At 66.5% G+C, this 17,649-nt stretch carries 12 protein-coding genes; 7 read left to right on the forward strand and 5 right to left on the reverse strand.

Features of this window, described 5'->3' with window-relative positions; all coding sequences use genetic code 11:
• Window positions 1–131: 131 nt before the first annotated feature.
• The 7 genes from ACESK5_RS03185 to ACESK5_RS03215 all read left to right on the forward strand — a co-directional run bounded on the left by ACESK5_RS03185 (window position 132) and on the right by ACESK5_RS03215 (window position 12,296).
• The gene (locus ACESK5_RS03185; protein ID WP_372910100.1) at window positions 132–2,357 is read left to right on the forward strand and encodes a CDC48 family AAA ATPase; all 2,226 of its coding nucleotides are present in this window, start codon (window positions 132–134) and stop codon (window positions 2,355–2,357) included.
• Between the two features lie 568 nt (window positions 2,358–2,925).
• Window positions 2,926–5,961 carry a PKD domain-containing protein gene (locus ACESK5_RS03190; RefSeq protein ID WP_372910101.1) on the forward strand — a complete coding sequence of 1,012 codons (3,036 nt, stop codon included), beginning with the start codon at window positions 2,926–2,928 and terminating at the stop codon, window positions 5,959–5,961.
• Between the two features lie 242 nt (window positions 5,962–6,203).
• Complete coding sequence (locus tag ACESK5_RS03195) at window positions 6,204–7,436, forward strand: PstS family phosphate ABC transporter substrate-binding protein (protein ID WP_372910102.1); 1,233 nt, start codon at window positions 6,204–6,206, stop codon at window positions 7,434–7,436.
• 85 nt (window positions 7,437–7,521) lie between these two features.
• The gene (pstC, locus tag ACESK5_RS03200) at window positions 7,522–8,655 is read left to right on the forward strand and encodes a phosphate ABC transporter permease subunit PstC (RefSeq protein WP_372910103.1); all 1,134 of its coding nucleotides are present in this window, start codon (window positions 7,522–7,524) and stop codon (window positions 8,653–8,655) included.
• Window positions 8,655–10,277, forward strand: coding sequence for a phosphate ABC transporter permease PstA (gene pstA / locus ACESK5_RS03205; protein WP_372910104.1), 1,623 nt, complete (start codon window positions 8,655–8,657; stop codon window positions 10,275–10,277). The genes pstC and pstA (ACESK5_RS03205) overlap by 1 nt, the downstream gene beginning before the upstream one ends.
• A 2-nt stretch (window positions 10,278–10,279) precedes the next feature.
• Window positions 10,280–11,194: a phosphate ABC transporter ATP-binding protein PstB gene (gene pstB, locus ACESK5_RS03210; protein ID WP_372910105.1), complete on the forward strand. Its 915-nt coding sequence runs from the start codon at window positions 10,280–10,282 to the stop codon at window positions 11,192–11,194.
• Between the two features lie 76 nt (window positions 11,195–11,270).
• On the forward strand, window positions 11,271–12,296 hold the full coding sequence (locus tag ACESK5_RS03215) for an AbrB/MazE/SpoVT family DNA-binding domain-containing protein (RefSeq protein ID WP_372910106.1): 1,026 nt from the start codon (window positions 11,271–11,273) through the stop codon (window positions 12,294–12,296).
• 128 nt (window positions 12,297–12,424) lie between these two features.
• On the opposite strand, the gene ACESK5_RS03220 is transcribed toward ACESK5_RS03215, so the two are convergent.
• From ACESK5_RS03220 to pstA (ACESK5_RS03240), 5 genes are all read right to left on the reverse strand, one after another.
• Window positions 12,425–13,444: a halo transducer protein gene (locus ACESK5_RS03220; protein WP_372910107.1), complete on the reverse strand. Its 1,020-nt coding sequence runs from the start codon at window positions 13,442–13,444 to the stop codon at window positions 12,425–12,427.
• 92 nt (window positions 13,445–13,536) lie between these two features.
• Window positions 13,537–14,205 carry a phosphate signaling complex protein PhoU gene (gene phoU / locus ACESK5_RS03225; RefSeq protein WP_372910108.1) on the reverse strand — a complete coding sequence of 223 codons (669 nt, stop codon included), beginning with the start codon at window positions 14,203–14,205 and terminating at the stop codon, window positions 13,537–13,539.
• 118 nt (window positions 14,206–14,323) lie between these two features.
• The gene (gene phoU / locus ACESK5_RS03230) at window positions 14,324–14,998 is read right to left on the reverse strand and encodes a phosphate signaling complex protein PhoU (protein WP_372910109.1); all 675 of its coding nucleotides are present in this window, start codon (window positions 14,996–14,998) and stop codon (window positions 14,324–14,326) included.
• Window positions 14,999–15,103: 105 nt separating this feature from the next.
• Window positions 15,104–15,982, reverse strand: a complete 879-nt coding sequence (gene pstB / locus ACESK5_RS03235; RefSeq protein WP_372910110.1) for a phosphate ABC transporter ATP-binding protein PstB — start codon at window positions 15,980–15,982, stop codon at window positions 15,104–15,106.
• 14 nt (window positions 15,983–15,996) lie between these two features.
• Window positions 15,997–17,649, reverse strand: a complete 1,653-nt coding sequence (gene pstA, locus ACESK5_RS03240; protein ID WP_372910111.1) for a phosphate ABC transporter permease PstA — start codon at window positions 17,647–17,649, stop codon at window positions 15,997–15,999.

Consider the following 17,649-nt stretch of genomic DNA (forward strand, 5'->3'; position numbering starts at 1 on the left):
CGCATACCGTGATATACGGTGACACGCACGCGAACGGGCACGAAGACGGCTGGTACCCCCCCTAACAAAGCACTTATGAAGCGGCGTCGCCGAAAAACCGACATCTACGGAGGAATCCTCGCGGAACAATCATGAACGAAGTGCAACTCGAAGTGGCGAAAGCGTACCCGAACGACTCGGGACGCGGAATCGCCCGTCTGGACCCGGACACGTTGCTACATCTCAAGCTCTCCCCTGGTGACATCATCGAGATAGAGGGTGGTGAGACGACGGCGGCGAAGGTGTGGCGCGCGGACCGACAGGACTGGAACACCGACACCGTCCGCATCGACGGCTTCACGCGCCAGAACGCCGACGTCGGCATCGGCGAACGCGTGACCATCCGGAAGGCGGACGCGAAGAAGGCGAACAAACTCGTCCTCGCCCCGCCCGAAGAGGCGTCGGTCCAGTTCGGCTCCGACGCCGCGGGCATGGTGAAGCGACAGATACTGAAACGGCCGGTCGTCGAGCGCGACATCGTCCCGGTGATGAGTTCGACGAACCACCCGTTCATGCGGTCACCGGGGCAGGCCATCCCGCTCATCGCCGTCGAGACCGACCCGGACGGCGTCTGTCTCGTCACCGAGGACACTGACGTCGAACTCCGCGAAGAGCCCATCTCGGGCTTCGAGAAGACCGGCGGCGGCATCACCTACGAGGACATCGGCGGCCTCCAGGGCGAGATCCAGCGCGTGCGGGAGATGGTCGAACTCCCGATGAAACACCCCCAGATATTCAAGAAACTGGGGATCGAGCCGCCGCAGGGTGTCCTCCTGCACGGCCCGCCCGGGACGGGGAAGACCTTGCTGGCGAAGGCCGTGGCGAACGAGACGTCTGCGAGTTTCTTCTCCATCGCCGGCCCCGAGATTATCTCGAAGTACTACGGGGAGTCCGAACAACAGCTACGGGAGATATTCGAGGACGCCAACGAGGAGGCGCCCTCCATCATCTTCATCGACGAACTCGACTCCATCGCCCCGAAGCGCGAGGACGTCACGGGCGAGGTCGAACGCCGGGTCGTCGCCCAGTTGCTGACGATGATGGACGGCCTCGAGACGCGCGGCCAGGTCATCGTCATCGCCGCGACCAACCGCGTCGACTCCGTCGACCCCGCGCTCCGGCGACCGGGTCGGTTCGACCGCGAAATCGAGATCGGCGTCCCCGACGAGGAGGGGCGCAAGGAGATTCTCCAGATTCACACCCGGGGGATGCCGCTCTCGGACGACGTGAGCCTCGACACTCTCGCCGACGAGACCCACGGCTTCGTCGGCGCCGACATCGAATCGCTCACGAAGGAGGCGGCGATGAAAGCCCTCCGGCGGTACCTCCCGGAGATCGACCTCGACGAGGAGGACATCCCACCCTCGCTCATCGACCGGATGATCGTCAAGCGCGCGGACTTCAACGGCGCGCTCGGCGAGGTGGAGCCCTCCGCGATGCGCGAGGTGCTCGTCGAACTCCCGAAGATATCGTGGGACGACGTCGGCGGGCTCGAAGCGGCGAAACAGCAGGTCGAAGAGAGCATCGAGTGGCCGCTGACGAACCGGGACCGGTTCGAGCGGATGGGCATCGAACCGCCGAAGGGGGTCCTGCTCTACGGCCCACCCGGGACCGGGAAGACGCTCATCGCGAAGGCGGTGGCGAACGAGACGAACGCCAACTTCATCTCGGTCAGGGGCCCGCAACTGCTCTCGAAGTGGGTCGGCGAGTCGGAGAAGGCCATCAGACAGACCTTCCGCAAGGCGCGGCAGGTCGCACCGACGGTCATCTTCTTCGACGAACTCGACTCGCTCGCCCCCTCCCGTGGACAGGAGATGGGCAACAACGTCTCCGAGCGTGTCGTGAACCAGCTCCTCACCGAACTCGACGGGCTCGAGGACATGGGCGACGTGATGGTCATCGGTGCGACGAACCGCCCGGACATGATCGACCCGGCGCTCATCCGTTCGGGCCGGTTCGACCGACTCGTCCTCGTGGGCGAGCCGAGCGAGGAGGGTCGCGAGGAGATCCTCAAGATTCACACCCAGTCGAGCCCGCTCGCGCCCGACGTCAGCCTCCGGGAGATTTCGGAGATTACCGAGGGCTACGTCGGCTCCGACCTGGAGTCCATCGCGCGCGAGGCGGCCATCGAGGCGCTCCGCGAAGACACCGACGCCGACGAAATCGAGATGCGTCACTTCCGGAAGGCGCTCGAAGCCGTGCGCCCGACCATCACCGACGACCTGATGGACTACTACGAACGGATGGAAGACCAGTTCAAGGGTGGCGGCCGCGAGTCGTTCACCGAACGCCGGGACGGCCGCATCGGCTTCCAGTAGGTCGTCTCCGCTCGACCAGTCGGCCCCGCCGACTTCGTTCTCCCCCCACCCAACCGAGCGAACCGAGAGCGGCACCCCACTCGAAACTCCGGTGGAACGTTCCGACTGACGAGTCGGCTGCAACCGCTTCGACTCGGCAGACCCGCCGACGCGAGCGTCGAGACCACCACTGAACCGACTGGACGACCGCCACGTGGTGAACGTCGAGAGTAGATGCGCGTTCGACACAGGCAGCGACGTCCCCACACTGACGCGCCTCGGAAGACGTTAATTAACAGATAATTATCATTGCCGTTTTCGTACCTGTGACGAACCTTCAATTCGCCTTCAGTACCCGATACACACCCGGTATACTAAAATACCGGAGCAGATAATTTGGCGGTGATATATAAATCTACGAGTAAAGTATCGGATTTAATATGATATTCTCGAAGGCGGCGTATCACGGTCCTCGACCACGTTCACTCGACGATGGGCGCACGGCGCAGACGCCGACAGAGTCCGCCGAGAGACCACTGATCGAACGGCTCACGCGAGCAGGCCGGAGTCGGCGCCGATGGAGGCAGGGATGAAGCGTCGAGGTCGAGGAGTCGGCCCAGACACCACCCGACTCGCTCTGCAACTGGTGAGCGTCGCACTCGCCTTCCTCGCGGTGACCGCGCCGGTCGTCGCGGCGGCCGGGCCGTCTATCACAGGTCTCGACGACGCGACTGTTGCCGAGGGGACGCCGGGCGTCCTCGACAGTTCGGTCGCCGTGAGCAACACGGTCGGCTTCGGTGGCGGCTACTTCGACGCGTCCGTGACCGGTATCAGGACCGACGGCACGGAGACGATCGGGCTCGATACGTCCGGGAGTGTGTCGGTCAGCGGGGCCGACGTGTTCGTCTCCGGCACGAAGGTCGGGACCATCGACGGCACCAGCGACGGAACGAACGGCGAGTCGCTCCGAATCAACTTCATCACGTCGACGGTCACGACGCCAACGAACGGGGGCTTCGAGAGTGGCGACCTCAACGGCTGGACGCGGGCGGACTTCGACTCGAGCTGGTACGACAACAGCGGTCGCTACTCGGACGACAGCGTCACGCGGACCGCGGAGGCGACGACCAGCACGGCGAGTTCCGGGTCGTACAGCGCGTACCTGAGTATCAGCGGGAACACGAACGATCAGTGTGGTGACAACGTGTGGGGGCCACAGCTGACCTCCGGCGACTTCGATGCAGACGCCGGGGACACTATCCTGTTCGACTGGCGTGGCACCAACGGCGGGGATTACTTCCTGGGGAAGGCGTTCCTCGTCGACACGTCCGACGGCAGCGAGACGCTGCTCTTCGACAAGAACCAGACCGGTGACACCGGGTGGCAGACCGTGAGCGTACCGATTCCCGCAGACGGAAGCTACCAGTTCCGGTTCCGGGTCGGCTCCTGGGACGCGTCGTACGGCTGTGCCGTCGGGGCGTCGATGTACATCGACAACATCCGGGCCACGACGGTCAGTGCCGCGCAGGTCGAGACGCTCGCGGAATCGGTCACGCTCGAGAGCACCCGCGACGACCCGCCGAACAAACGCGCGTACGCGTTCGTGGTCAAAGACAAGCAGGGGACGACCGCCTCGGCGTCGGCCGGCCTCACGGTGCTGGACAGCGACGACGGTCGGACGGCCGACGCGACGAAAGGCGGCACGTCGTACGGCGGCGACACCAGCATCGTCGAGGGGGCCACGGTCCTGTCGTTCGACGGGACGGACTCGTGGGACCCGGACGGGGATACGCTCACCTACACGTGGGACTTCGGAGACGGCACGACGAAGACCGGGGCGACGACCACGTACGACTACGCCGACGCGGTGTCGACGAGCGGCGGCAGCGAGACGTTCGCTCCGGACCTGACGGTCGACGACGGGACGGGTACCGACACGGACAGCGACTTCGCGTCGATTACCGTCTACAACGACTTCGACGGCGACGGGAAGGCCGACGACGATTCGGCGACCGGGGTGCCGACCGACGACGACGACGACGACGACGGCGTCCTCGACAACGCCGAACTGACGACGGACTCCGACGGCGACGGCGCGGCCGACGTCTACGACACGGACTCGGACGACGACACCCTCACCGACGGTACGGAGGCGACCGCGGGGTCGTCGACGACCCTCGCCGACTCCGACGCCGACGGCATCAGCGACGTCGTCGAGACGAACGGTGGGTCGGTTGTCGACACCGACGGTGACGGTCTCGTCGACGCGGTCGACACTGACGCGGACGACGACGGCATCGACGACAAGGTCGAAGGGACGACCGACACCGACGGCGACGGAACGGCCGACTACCGCGACACCGACAGCGACGACGACGGCCTCTTCGACGCGACCGAACACAGACTGTCGACGTCGCGGACGGCGACCGACTCCGACACGGACCGCATCGACGACCGGACCGAGACGGACGGCGGGTCGGTCGTCGACACCGACGACGACGGCACCATCGACGCTCTCGACACCGACAGCGACGACGACGGCATCGACGACAGCGTCGAAGGGGCGGGCGATGCAGACACGGACGGGACGGCCAACTACCGCGACACCGACGCGGACGGCGACGGCATCGACGACGCGGCCGAACCCGGGTTGTTCCTGACGCCGGAGTCCGAACCCCCGGTCGCGAACGCCGACGGCCACCGGTCCATGACGGTCGGAACCGAGGCGTCTTTCGACGGGAGCGCCTCGACGGACAACGTCTCTGTCGTGAGCTACTCCTGGGACTTCGACGGCGACGGCGTGACGGACACCACGGGCGTCACCCCGTCGTGGACGTACGAGGCCGCGGGCAGGTACACGGTCACGCTCACCGTCACCGACCCCGCGGGCAACAGCGACACGGACAGCCTCGAACACACCGCCATCCGCGAGCGGGACGACGACCACCTCGGGGCAGCCGGGACCACCGGCTGGGTCTCCAACCACGGCCCGATTCGGGAGGTCGGAATCGACTTCGACACCGAGTCGCAGGCGGCCGTCAGAACCACGAACGTCGACCCGTCGTCGGTCGTGGGCCCCGACCCCAGTCGGCCACCACTCGCGGTAATCGAGCTCGACGTACCCGACTCCCATCGTGAGACGGCATCGACGGTCAGAATCGCGGTCGGACGGTCGAACCTGGCCGCCCGCGGACTCGGGCCGTCGGACCTCAGTATCTACCACCGACACGACGGAGGATGGGACGAACTGGAGACCACGGTACTGACCGGCACCTCCGACGCACAGTGGAGAACGGTCGTCGTCCTCGAGGCGCGAACGCCGGGGTTCTCGCGGTTCGCGGTCGACCGCAAGAGCGACCCGGGCGAGACGTCCGGGGAGTCACAGACCGCTGACGAGGCCGTGGTCGACACGGCCGCAGACGAGACCACAGCGGCCGAGAACGACCAGTCCACGGCTACAGCGTCGACGGCGTCCGAGCCGACGCGCTCGGAGTCGACGGCCGAGACGGCCAACGACGGGACCGACCGGCGTACCGGGGTCCACCAGCCCGGATTCGGCGTTGTCGCGGCGCTTCTCGCCGTGACGCTCACGTTCGCGATAGGGGTCTGGCGTCGTCGCGGCTGACGCGACACGCGCTCGGGCCCACCGCGGGGACCACCGTGGAGGGCTACCGGAAGCGGGCGTCAGTACCGCGTGAGGAACGTACTCACACCGAAAGTATCCATCCGTACGTATCGAACGCACAGACATTTTCACTAAAGAGAGATATGCATCTCTCTGTTCGAACTTTGTACTCCCAACGCGAACTGAGGCCTTCAGACGGGTATTATAAACCGCTTTAATCAGAAATCGGTTTGATTGAGGTGATGACGGACGAGCGAGATCGTCTGAGCGACCTGGTATCGCGGCGTAAGTTCATTGCGACGACCGGTGCTGTCGGCGCCGCTGGCCTCGCCGGCTGTAGCGGTGGCGGCGGTAGTGGTGGCGAGAGCGGTGGCAGCGAGTCGACGGAGGCCGCGACGGAAGCCCCCGAGACGGAGAGCGGTGGCGAGTCGATGGAGGGGTCGACGGAGTCGAGCTCCGACTCCGGCTCGTCGGACACCTCCCTGCTGACCGCCGAGGGGTCCTCGACGGTCTACCCCATCTCGAACAAGGGGAGTTCCTACTGGAACTCCAACGCGCCGCCGTCGGACGGCGAGTACTGGGGCTCGAACTCGGAGGGCTCCGTCCCCGGCTGGAGCGAGATCCAGACGGACATGCTGCTCGCCGACTACTTCGCGAGCCAGTTCGGCTTCGAGCCGACCGAGCAGCGCTCGCAGGCACCGTTCCAGACGACGGTCGGCCTGAGCCACTCGGGGACCGGCTGTGAGGCCGTCGTCGACGGCCTCGTCGACATCGGTAACTCCTCCGGCCCCATCACGGCCGAACTCGACTGGAGCGAGGAGAAGGCCAACAACACGGTCGTCGACAACGTCGTCGGCCGCGACGGCCAGCCGGTCGTCGTCAGCGCCGACGTCCAGGAGGCGGGCGTCGAGCAGCTCACCGGTGAGCAGATCCGGCAGATCTTCCAGGGCGAGGTCTCGAACTGGAGCGAACTCGAGGGTGTCGATTACGATCAGGAGATATTCGTCATCGGCCGCGCCGAGGGCTCCGGGACGGACACCTCGTTCCGCCTCAACATGCTCGGCGACGCCGACGCGCCGATGGAAGTCGACACCCGTCAGGGGCAGAACCAGCAGGTCGCCCAGCTCGTCTCCCAGAACGAGGGTGCCATCGCGTACATGGCGCTGGCGTTCACCAGCGACCAGGTCATCCCCATCGCTATCGACTTCGAGGGCACCGTGTACGAGCCGGACCCGGACGCGGAGAACACCATCTTCGACAGCGACTACCCGCTGAACCGCGACCTCCACATGTACACGCTCATCGAGGAGGACAACCCCAACGGGGGCGGCCGCGACCGGCGCGAGGCGGCGTTCATCAACATGTTCCTAACGGAGTTCGGGCAGACCGTCTTCGTCGAACAGAACAACTACATCCCGCTGCCGACGAGCGACCTCGAGGAGTTCAAGAGCAAGCTCGAGCCGCTGAAGGCCTGAGACGGCGGGGGAGTTCGACCGGACCGTCCAGCCGACTCGGTTCGCTTTTTTATCACAATACACAATCACGAATACAATAAACAGAATGTCAACAGATACGGATGGAGAACGGACCGGTTTGCAGGCGAGAGCCCGACGTCGGGCCGGGCGGTTCCGCGACTTCGTCGACGACACCTCGACGGAAGCACTCGTCACCATCGTAGTGATCGCGGTGTCGCTGCTGGCGGCGTTCGTCGGCTTCCTGCTCGTCTCGCCGCTGACGGTCGCCCCGTTCGCCGTGTTCCTCCTCGCCTCGGGGTACGGCTGGCTTCGCCACCAGGAGGAGACTGCGCTGATACTGACGCTGACGACCACGATCTCGACGCTCCTGATACTGGGGCTCATCATCGTCTTCATCTTCCTGGAGTCCATCCCCGTGGTGCAGTACGAGTCCGCCACGGTGTTCGGTGTGACCGTCCCGGGACTCCGGATGTTCATCGAGACACGGTGGGACGCCGTCTCCTCGCCGGTACGGTACTCGATGGTCCCCATGATCCACGGCACAGTGATGGTGACGGTCATCGCGACGGCAGTCGCCGCGCCGCTCGGCGTCTCTGCGGCGCTGTTCCTCTCTGAAATCGCCCCGGACATCGTCCGCGAGTTCGTCAAGCCGGGCGTCGAAATCCTCGCCGGCATCCCCTCCATCGTCTACGGGTTCATCGGCTTCACCGTGCTCAGCCCATGGGCGTCCAACCAGTTCGACCTCACTGGGCAGGGGACGTACCTGTTCGTCGGCGTCGTCGTGGGTCTGATGGCGCTCCCGACGGTCGTCTCCGTCGCCGAGGACGCGCTCTCGTCGGTTCCCGAGTCGATGAAGAGCGGGTCGCTCGCGGTCGGCACGACCGACTGGCAGACGATGACGTCCATCACGGTCCCCGCAGCGTTCTCCGGCGTGTCGGCAGCGGTTCTGCTGGGAGTGGGTCGGGCCATCGGCGAGACGATGGCCGCGACGGTGATGCTCCGGGGAGTGCCTCGGCTCACGGAGCCACTGGTGAACGTCTTCTACGGGCAGGAGACGCTCACGTCGCTCATCGCGCGCAACTACGGCGAGGCGGACGGCCTCCAGCTGGACGCGCTGTTCGTCGCCGGTGTCATCCTCTTCGTCACCGTGTTGTTCATCTCGGTCGGGGCGCAGTACATCGAGTGGCGAATGCGGCGCAAGCTCGGGGGTGAGGTCTGATGGCGGGCGCGACACGCAGCAAGCTGGTCGAGCGCGAGACGACCGGCACCGACGCCGTCGCCGCCGGCGCAGTCGCCCTCTCGGCGATCCTGTTCGTAATCTCGCTCGCGGCGCTGTTCGAGCGGGTCACCATCAGCGAACCAGTCGCCGGCGTCCCGATGGTGACCCTCATCGGCGGACTCCTGGTCCTGCTCGGCGGTGCAGTCATCGCGTTCGGTGTCGGCTCGCGACTTGGCTACGTCGAGACGCAACCCAGTTCCGACGCCGGGCTGATCGCCGCCACCGTCGCGGGAATCGCGTGGTTCACGGTCGCCGGCGGGGCGGCCTCGCAGACGCTCGGCTTAGGGACCGTCGGCGGCATCGTGGGTGGAGTCGTGGTCGGCGCCGCCGCGTTCGCCGTCGCGGTGCTCACCCGCGAGGACATCGGGTCGACAGTTCCCATCGGGTCGCTGTCACTCCTGACGGGACTGGTGTTCATCGCGGACGTCGTCGGGCCGACCTGGATCTGGGACCTCGGCTGGCAGCAGACAGCCTCGCTCACCGCCGAGTTCGTCATCCCCGTCGCCACCCTGTTCAGCACCCTGTTCGCCGGTTGGGCGGCGGCGAAGGCGTACGGTGGCTTCGGAGCGCGTGGTCGACGGATGGGCGCGTACACGCTCATCTACCTGAACGCCCTCTCTATCGTCGCGTTCCTGTTCATCCTAGTGGCGTTCGTCGTCGTCCAGGGTGTCCCCGGCCTGATGACCGGCGTCCAGTTCGGCGCGGGTGTCGGTCCCGAGACGACGCTGTTCGGCTTCACGTTCACCTGGCCGCTCTACGTCCCGTTCGTGATGAACGGTGTCGCGCTCTTGAACGACTTCCAGGGCGTCCTGCCCGCCATCGTCGGGACGATCTGGCTCGTCATCGGCGCGGTGTTGTTCGCGGTGCCGCTCGGCCTCGGAGCTGCCGTCTTCCTCACCGAGTACGCCGAGCGCGGCCGGTTCACCCAGGCGGTCGAGGTGGCCACCAACGGTCTCTGGTCCACTCCGAGCATCGTCTTCGGCCTCTTCGGCTTTGCCTTCCTCGTCCCCCGCTTCGGGAACCAGAAGTCGCTCCTGTCGGGGATGCTCACGCTCGGGTTCATGCTCCTGCCGCTCGTCGTGATCACGTCCCGGGAGGCGATGATCGCGGTGCCCGACGAGTACCGCGACGCGAGCGTCGCGCTCGGCGTCTCGAAGTGGGAGACCATCCGGAGCGTCGTCCTCCCAGCGGCGCTCCCGGGCGTCGTTACGGGCGTCATCCTCGGCGTGGGGCGTATCGCCGGCGAGACGGCCCCGATCTTGCTGACGATGGCCGGCGGGACGTTCGTGCCGGGCAGTCAGACGGTCGACGTCATCGGCGGCTTCGAGTTCACCTCAACGCCGCCGTTCGTCGCGAACGAGGCGTTGCTTACGGCCACCTCCGCGCTCCCCTACCAGCTGTTCGCGCTCATCACGGCGGGCGTGGGGCTGGGCGACAACGTCGCCGACCCTCAAGGGTTCCGGTGGGCGACGGCGCTCGTCCTCCTCGTCGTCGTCCTGTCGTTCTACGCCATCGGCATCGCGACGCGGTACTACTTCCGGAGTAAACTCAGACACGAATAACAATGAGCGAAACAAGACAATCACAGACGACCACCGACTCCGAACAGGAACAGCCGCTACAGACGACGGCTGGCGAGACCGAAGAGCAGACCCGCACCGAGTGGGTCGAGTACGACTTCCAGGGTGAGGCGAAGCTCACCGCCGAGAACCTCGACGTCTACTACGGCGACGACCACGCGCTGAAGGGCGTCTCGATGGAGATTCCCGAGAAGAGCGTCACCGCACTCATCGGCCCCTCCGGCTGTGGGAAGTCGACGTACCTCCGGTGTCTGAACCGGATGAACGACCGTATCAAGTCGGCGCGAATCGACGGCTCAGTGACGCTGGAGGGCGAGGAGATCTACCAGGACGGCGTGAACCTGGTCGAACTCCGCAAGCGGGTCGGGATGGTGTTCCAGTCGCCGAACCCGTTCCCGAAGTCCATCCGCGACAACATCTCGTACGGGCCGCGGAAGCACGGCGACATCGAGAAGGGGTTCGTCGCGAAACTCCTCGGTCGGAGCGACGAGGAGAAGGAGGCCGAACTCGTCGAGCGCTGCCTCCGCGACGCGGCGCTGTGGGACGAGGTGAAGGACCGCCTCGACGACAACGCCCTCGGCCTCTCCGGCGGGCAACAGCAGCGTCTCTGCATCGCCCGGGCGCTGGCGACCGACCCGGAGGTCCTGCTGATGGACGAGCCGGCGTCGGCGTTGGATCCCATCGCCACCTCGAAGATCGAGGACCTCATCCACCAGCTCTCGGAGGAGTACACGGTGGTCATCGTGACGCACAACATGCAGCAGGCTGCGCGCATCTCCGACCAGACGGCCGTCTTCCTCACCGGCGGGGAACTCGTCGAGTACGACGACACGGACAAGATATTCGAGAACCCCGAGAGCCAGCGCGTCGAGGACTACATCAGCGGTAAGTTCGGGTGACCACGATGAGCGCAGTGCGGAACAGGGAGCACGCGGACGGCCGTCGCCGTCTCCGGACCACCATCGGAGGTTGACGATGGAGACGCGAAAGCTCCAGGAGGTCGGCGGCGGCACCTACACCGTCTCGATTCCGAAGGAGTGGGCGACCGCTCGCGGCCTCGAGGCCGGCACGCCGGTGAACCTCTACAGCCACCGCGACGGCTCCATCGTCGTCCGGAGCCGCGAGAAGGACAGCGACGGCCTGTCGACGATGCGAGTCGAGGTGGACGGCAGCCGAACGCAGGTCGAACGCGCGCTCGAAGCGGCACAGGCCGTCGGGTTCGAGCGGGTGACGCTCGTCGCCACGGAGCCGTTCGACGACGAGACGTGTCGGGCGGTCCGGTCGCTGGTCCGACGGTTCGTCGGGGCCGAACTCGTCGACGAACGCGACGGGACGCTCGTCGTCCGAAACCTGCTCGACGCCTCGGACGTCTCCGTCAGGCAGTCCGTCGTTCAGCTCCAGTACATCGCGCTCTCGATTCACGAACAGGCGATCGGTTCGTTCCTCGAGGCCGACGCCGACGCGTACGAACGGCTCCGCGAGCGCGAGACGGAGGTCGAACGCCTCTGTGGAATCGTCGTCCGGCACTTCGGTCGGGCGCTCGTCTCGCTCGAGGAGGTCGACCGGGTGGGTGCGAGTCGCTCGGAACTGTTCGAGTACTACGAGACGGCCAGTCGACTCAGACGCGTCGCGCGCAACGGCGTCACCATCGCCCGCGTGGGACGGCACCTGACCGCTCCCGTCCCCGGGGCAGTCGCCGACGAACTGGAGACCGTCGCGAACACCGTCAGAGGGGTCGCCGAGGGCACCGCGAACGCGGTCCTCGAAGGGCGGGAGACGGAACGGGTCCACGAGATGCTCGACACCTGTACGGAGACGCGAACCGACCTCGACGCGCTGGAGGAGGCGCTGGTCGACGACCGGCGCACCCTGCCGTCCGGTCCGACGGCCGACGTCGTCGCCGTCGCGCGGTGTCTCGACGCGCTCCGTCGGACGCTCGACCACGGACGCGCCATCGGCGACGTCGCCCTCCAGAGTGCGATGCGGTCGGAACGGCTGTGAGGCCGTTCGGTTCGCCCCAACGGTTCTGGACCCGACGCTCGGTTCTACGTCGTTCTCACGTCGTTCTCAAATCGTTCTGACTCTCGTTCTCGCCTGGTTCCGACCACGAGCGCGCGGCGGCCCGACCGCTACGCGAGGCCGTCGACTCGGTTGCGGTGTTCGTCGAGCGCCGCCTGCACCTCGCGCCAGTCGAGCGGCGGTTCGAGGTCGTCGACGGCGTCCGCGAAGTTCCCGAGGACCTCGTCGTACCGTTCGTGCCACGCGGGGCGCGCGACGTCGTCGAGGCGGTCACCGAGCGATCCCCAGCGCGCCTCGAGGTCGTCGAGCCGGCTGTCGAGTTCGGCCGTTCGGTCCCCGTCCTCGCGTTCGGCCCCGTCGAGGCTGGCGTCGTCCCACGTGGGCCACTCACGGAGCGCGTCGAGTTCGGCCCGGAGGTCCGAGAACAACAGCGCGACGGCCCGATGCCGGAGCGAGGCGTCGACCCACACGAGGGCGGGGTCCGTGTCGCTCTCGGCGCCGCCTCCATCACCGTCGTCGCTCGCGTTCGCGGCGACGGCGTCGACGGCGCGTGCGAGTTCGTCGAGGGAGCCGTCGAGGGCGTCGAGTTCGGCGGCGAACTCGTCGTGTCGCACCGCCGCGCTGCCGACCCAGCGTTCGAACTCCTCGAGGTCGACCTGGAGTTCGTCGGCGGCCCCCTGTGCGCGGTTCGCCGCGGCGGTGAGTCGCTGAATCCGCACCGCGACGTCGTACAGGTCCGCCTCGTCGTCGTTGACGAGGTCCTGGAGCTCCCGACCGAGGTCGGGCACGTGCGCTTCGATCCGTTCGAGCCGCTCCTCGAACCGGTCGAGTCGAGCCCGGACGACGTCGACGTCGTCGACCGGTTCGGCCGTCTCCGTCGCGTCGGCGAACGCGATGCGGGCGAGTTCGGTCCGCGTCTCCGGCGTCGAGACGACCTTCGACAGTTCGCCGAACGCGTCGTCCACCGCGGCGGACGTCACGACGCCGTCGTCGTCGGTGACGTACGAGAGGGCTCGCCGGACTTCGGCGGGGTCGGTGTCCTCCTCGCGAGCGGTGACGACGTCGACGGCCTCGTCGAGCGAGCGACCCTCGAGAGAGTCTGGCGGCCGCTCACCGTCTTCCTGACTCATGTACCTGTGAGTTCCCACGGCGGGTCGTTATAGCTTCCGTCACGGCGGCGCGAGTGAGCGGGGTGGAGCGGCGGGACGGAGACCCGGGTCGCTCAGTAGAGCAGTTCGTCGTTCTGTTCGACCATGTACAGCGTCCGGGCGGCGATGTTGACGGCGTGGTCGCCGACCCGTTCGAGGTCACGGATGGTGAGGAAGAGCCGCGAGACGTCTTGGAACGTCTCGTCGACGTCCTGTTCGAGCGCGTCTGCCTCGAGCAGCGAGCGCACGACGGTCTGACTCGCCGACTGACACATCGCGTCGATCTCGTCGTCGCGTTCGGCGATGTCGTAGCAGTTCTCGATGCTCTCGTCGGCGTACGCCGCCATCGCCTGCTCGAGCATCTCGAGCGTCGCGTCGCCGATGCGTCGGATGTCGACTTCCGGGTAGGCGTCGTACTCGGCCTGGAGGGCGTAGCCGCCGAGATTGGTCGCGAGGTCACCGATGCGTTCGAGGTCGGTGATGATCTTGAACGACGACGCGATGAAGCGGAGGTCACCGGCGACGGGTTGCTGGAGCGCGATGAGGTCGATGCACTCCTGTTCGAGTTCGAGGTAGAGTTCGTTGATCTCCTCGTCCCCGTCGATGACGGACTGTGCCAACTCGTCGTCCTTCGCTTCGAGGGCGTCGAAGCCTGTGCGGAGCTGTTCGGCGACGAGTTCGCTCATGTAGAGGACCTCTTCGCGGAGTTCCTGGAGACGAGACTGGTACGCTTGTCTGGCCATACTGGTCTGGAGTAGGCCCGCTCACAAATGGCTTTCCCATGCGTACGTATTGCTATTTATTTCTATTTATATCGTTCAGCGGCGAAGTACCGAGACGCTCGCCGGGTGGGGAATCCGGTCAGTACAGCAGCGTCGTCCGGTTCGTCGCCATGTAGAACGAGCGGGCGGCGATGTTGACCGCGTGGTCGCCGACGCGTTCGATGTCCCGGAGCGTGAGCAAGAGGACGTTCACCTCCGTGAGGAGACTCGTCAGTTCGTCCTCGTCGAACGTCTCGGTGGTCTGGACCAGGTCACGGATGACCGTCTCGGCGACCCGTTCGCAGAGGCCGTCGAGTTCGTCGTCGCGTTCGACGACTGCCGCCGCGAGGTCGGGGTCCTTCGACTCGTACGCGTCGAGCGCCTCGTCGACCATCTCGCCGGCGAGGCGACCGACGTCCAGCAGACTCACGTCGGGGTAGTGGGAGCCGTCGACGGAGTGGACGTACGCCGAGAGGTTGGTCGCGAGGTCACCGACGCGTTCGAGTTCGGTGATGATCTTGAACGAGGCGGTGACGAACCGGAGGTCACTCGCGACGGGTTGCTGGAGCGCGATGAGGTCGATACAGTCGCCTTCGAGTTCGAGATAGCGCTCGTTGATGGCCTCGTCGCCCTCGATGACGTCCGTCGCGAGCGCGGCGTCGTCCGTTTCGATGGCGTGCAGCGCGTCGTCGAACTGCGCGGAGACTCGCTCGCCGAACGCCACGACGTCCGCTCGGAGGGTCCTGAGGTCCTCCTGGTACGCGTCGCGGGGCATGGCCACCGGTTCGTCCGACCGAGGGATTACTGTTTGGTTCGCCACAGGTTCGGTGCCCGAACGCGGAGAGGACGACGAGGACGGGACGCGGCGTCGCCGCTCCCGTCACCCGAACTTGCCGGTGATGTAGTCCTCGACGCGCTGGCTCTCGGGGTTCTCGAATATCTTCTGGGTGTCGTCGAACTCGACCAGCTCGCCGCCGGTGAGGAAGACGGCCGTCTGGTCGGAGATGCGCGCAGCCTGCTGCATGTTGTGCGTCACGATGACCACCGTGTACTCCTCGGCGAGGTCAGCGATGAGGTCCTCGATCTTCGAGGTGGCGATGGGGTCCAACGCCGACGCCGGCTCGTCCATCAGCAACACTTCGGGGTCGGGGGCGATGGCACGCGCGATACAGAGGCGCTGTTGCTGCCCCCCGGAGAGGTCCAGCCCGGACTCGTCGAGTTTGTCCTTCACCTCGTCCCACAGCGCCGCGCGCTTGAGCGACTCCTCGACGATGGCGTCGTAGTCGCCCTCTTTGTTCTGTATCTCCAGCCCGTACGCGACGTTGTCGTAGATGCTCTTGGGGAAGGGGTTCGGCTTCTGGAACACCATCCCCACCCGCCGACGGAGGGCGACGGGGTCGACGTCGCTGTCGTAGACGTTCTTCCCCCGGAGGTAGAGGTTACCCTCGACGCGGGCGGCGTCGACGAGGTCGTTCATGCGGTTGATACAGCGGAGGAACGTCGACTTCCCACAGCCGGAGGGACCGATCATCGCGGTGACGCGGTTCTCCGGAATGGCCATCGAGATGCCGTCGAGCGCCTGGACGTCGTTGTAGTAGACGCTGATGTCCTCGGCGCGGATGACGGTCTCCGCGGGGGGTCGTCGGCCCTGTTCGACGCTCTCGCTGACGTCCGTCTGGACCAGCATGTCGTCGTCGGAGGGGTCCACAGTGTCACTCTGCGTCGGTTCGGCCATCGTCTGTGTCTCTTTGTCGGTCATGGATGGTGAATAGGTTACTGGTCGGTCTGGTACTTGTTCCGGAGGACGATCGCGATGGAGTTCATCGCGAGCAGCACGCTCACGAGCACGACGACGCCCGCGGGCACGGCTTTGGTGTAGAAGTCCTCGCTGGCGAAGAGCGTCGCCCACGCGAACACCTGCAGCGGCATCGCGCTCGCCTTCGCGGAGAACTCGGCCGGCAGCGAGAAGATGACGCTGGGCGCACCGATCATGATGAGCGGTGCCGTCTCGCCGATGGCGCGTCCGAGCGCGAGGATGGTCCCCGTCAGGATGCCGGGGAACGCCCGCGGGAGCACGACGCGCCGGACCGTCTGCCACTTCGTCGCACCCATCCCGTAGGAGGCCTGCCGCATCTCGGTCGGGACACTCCGAATCGCCTCACGCGAGGAGATGATGACGATGGGCAAGATGAGCAACGCGAGCGTCGCCCCGCCGACGGCGACTGTCCCCGTGGGTTGGCCGAGGTAGGTGACGAACACGCCCAGGCCCAGCAGTCCGTACACCACGCTCGGAACGCCCGCGAGGTTCGAGATGTTGACGTCGATGAAGCGCGTGAAGCGGTTGTCCGGTGCGTACTCTTCGAGGTAGACCGCGGCCCCGACGCCGAGCGGGAACGCCAGGACGGCGACGGTGACCATCAGCAGGATAGAGCCGCCGATGGCGGGGTACAGCCCCGCGTCGACGGCGGTGCTGCTGTGTGCGCTCGTGAGGAACTGCCAGTCGACCCACGAGTTCGGCCCCGCGAAGCCCGCGACCCTGACGACGAACGCGCCGACGAGTGCGCCACCGACGAGGGCGACGGGGACGAGGACGCCGGCCCGGTCGTCGGGCCGCGTGACGGTCCCGCCGACGAGGTAGGCCGCGGTCGGGACGAACGCGACGCTCGTGAGTACGGTCGCAGGGACGGGGTCGACGCCCGCGAACGGACCGCCGACAGCACCGACCACGACCGTTCCGAGCGCGACGGCGCCGGCAGCGACACCTGCTCTGGTCCCACCGGTTTCACGCGCGTAGAGGCCGACGACGGTGGCGACGATGCCGCCGAGCGAGAGCGAGAGGAGCACCCAGTCGACGGGCAGGACGGGGAGCGACGAGAAGAGGTCGACGACGCTCGGGACGAGCGTCGGCAGCCCCACGACGCTCCCGACGGGGCCGGGCAGACCGAAGAGCGGGACGTAGAACACGAGCGTCGTCACGACGAGTTTCGGCGTGAAGGGGAGTCGGCCGGCAGTGCGTTCGATGCCGACGACGAGTGCCACCGGAATCACGAGTGCGATGACGAATCCGAACCACGTGACCGGCGAGAGCATGTCGACGAACACCATCGCCACCCCGCCGCTGAACATGAGACTGACGACGAGGAGCCCGACCGTCGTCGCCCCGAAGCGAAGCGCGTCCGCGTTCCGCACGGCGAGGTAGCCACCGACGGCGAGCGTCGGGAGTATCAGCGTCACGAAGAACGTCAGGTGCCAGCCGGGGTCGGCCGTCAGCGGCTGGAGGGCGTCGTTGGCGACGAACACCAAGAGGACGGCGAGCGTGACGAGGCCGAACATCGTCGCCGCGAGCAGCAGGTACCGGAAGACCGTCCCGACGGTCTTGTCGACCGTTCCAAAGCTCTCGATGACCTGGCCTCTCTCGGTCGCCAT

Origin of the sequence: Salinigranum sp., assembly GCF_041641895.1 — an archaeon.
Classification (GTDB): Archaea; Halobacteriota; Halobacteria; order Halobacteriales; family Haloferacaceae; genus Salinigranum.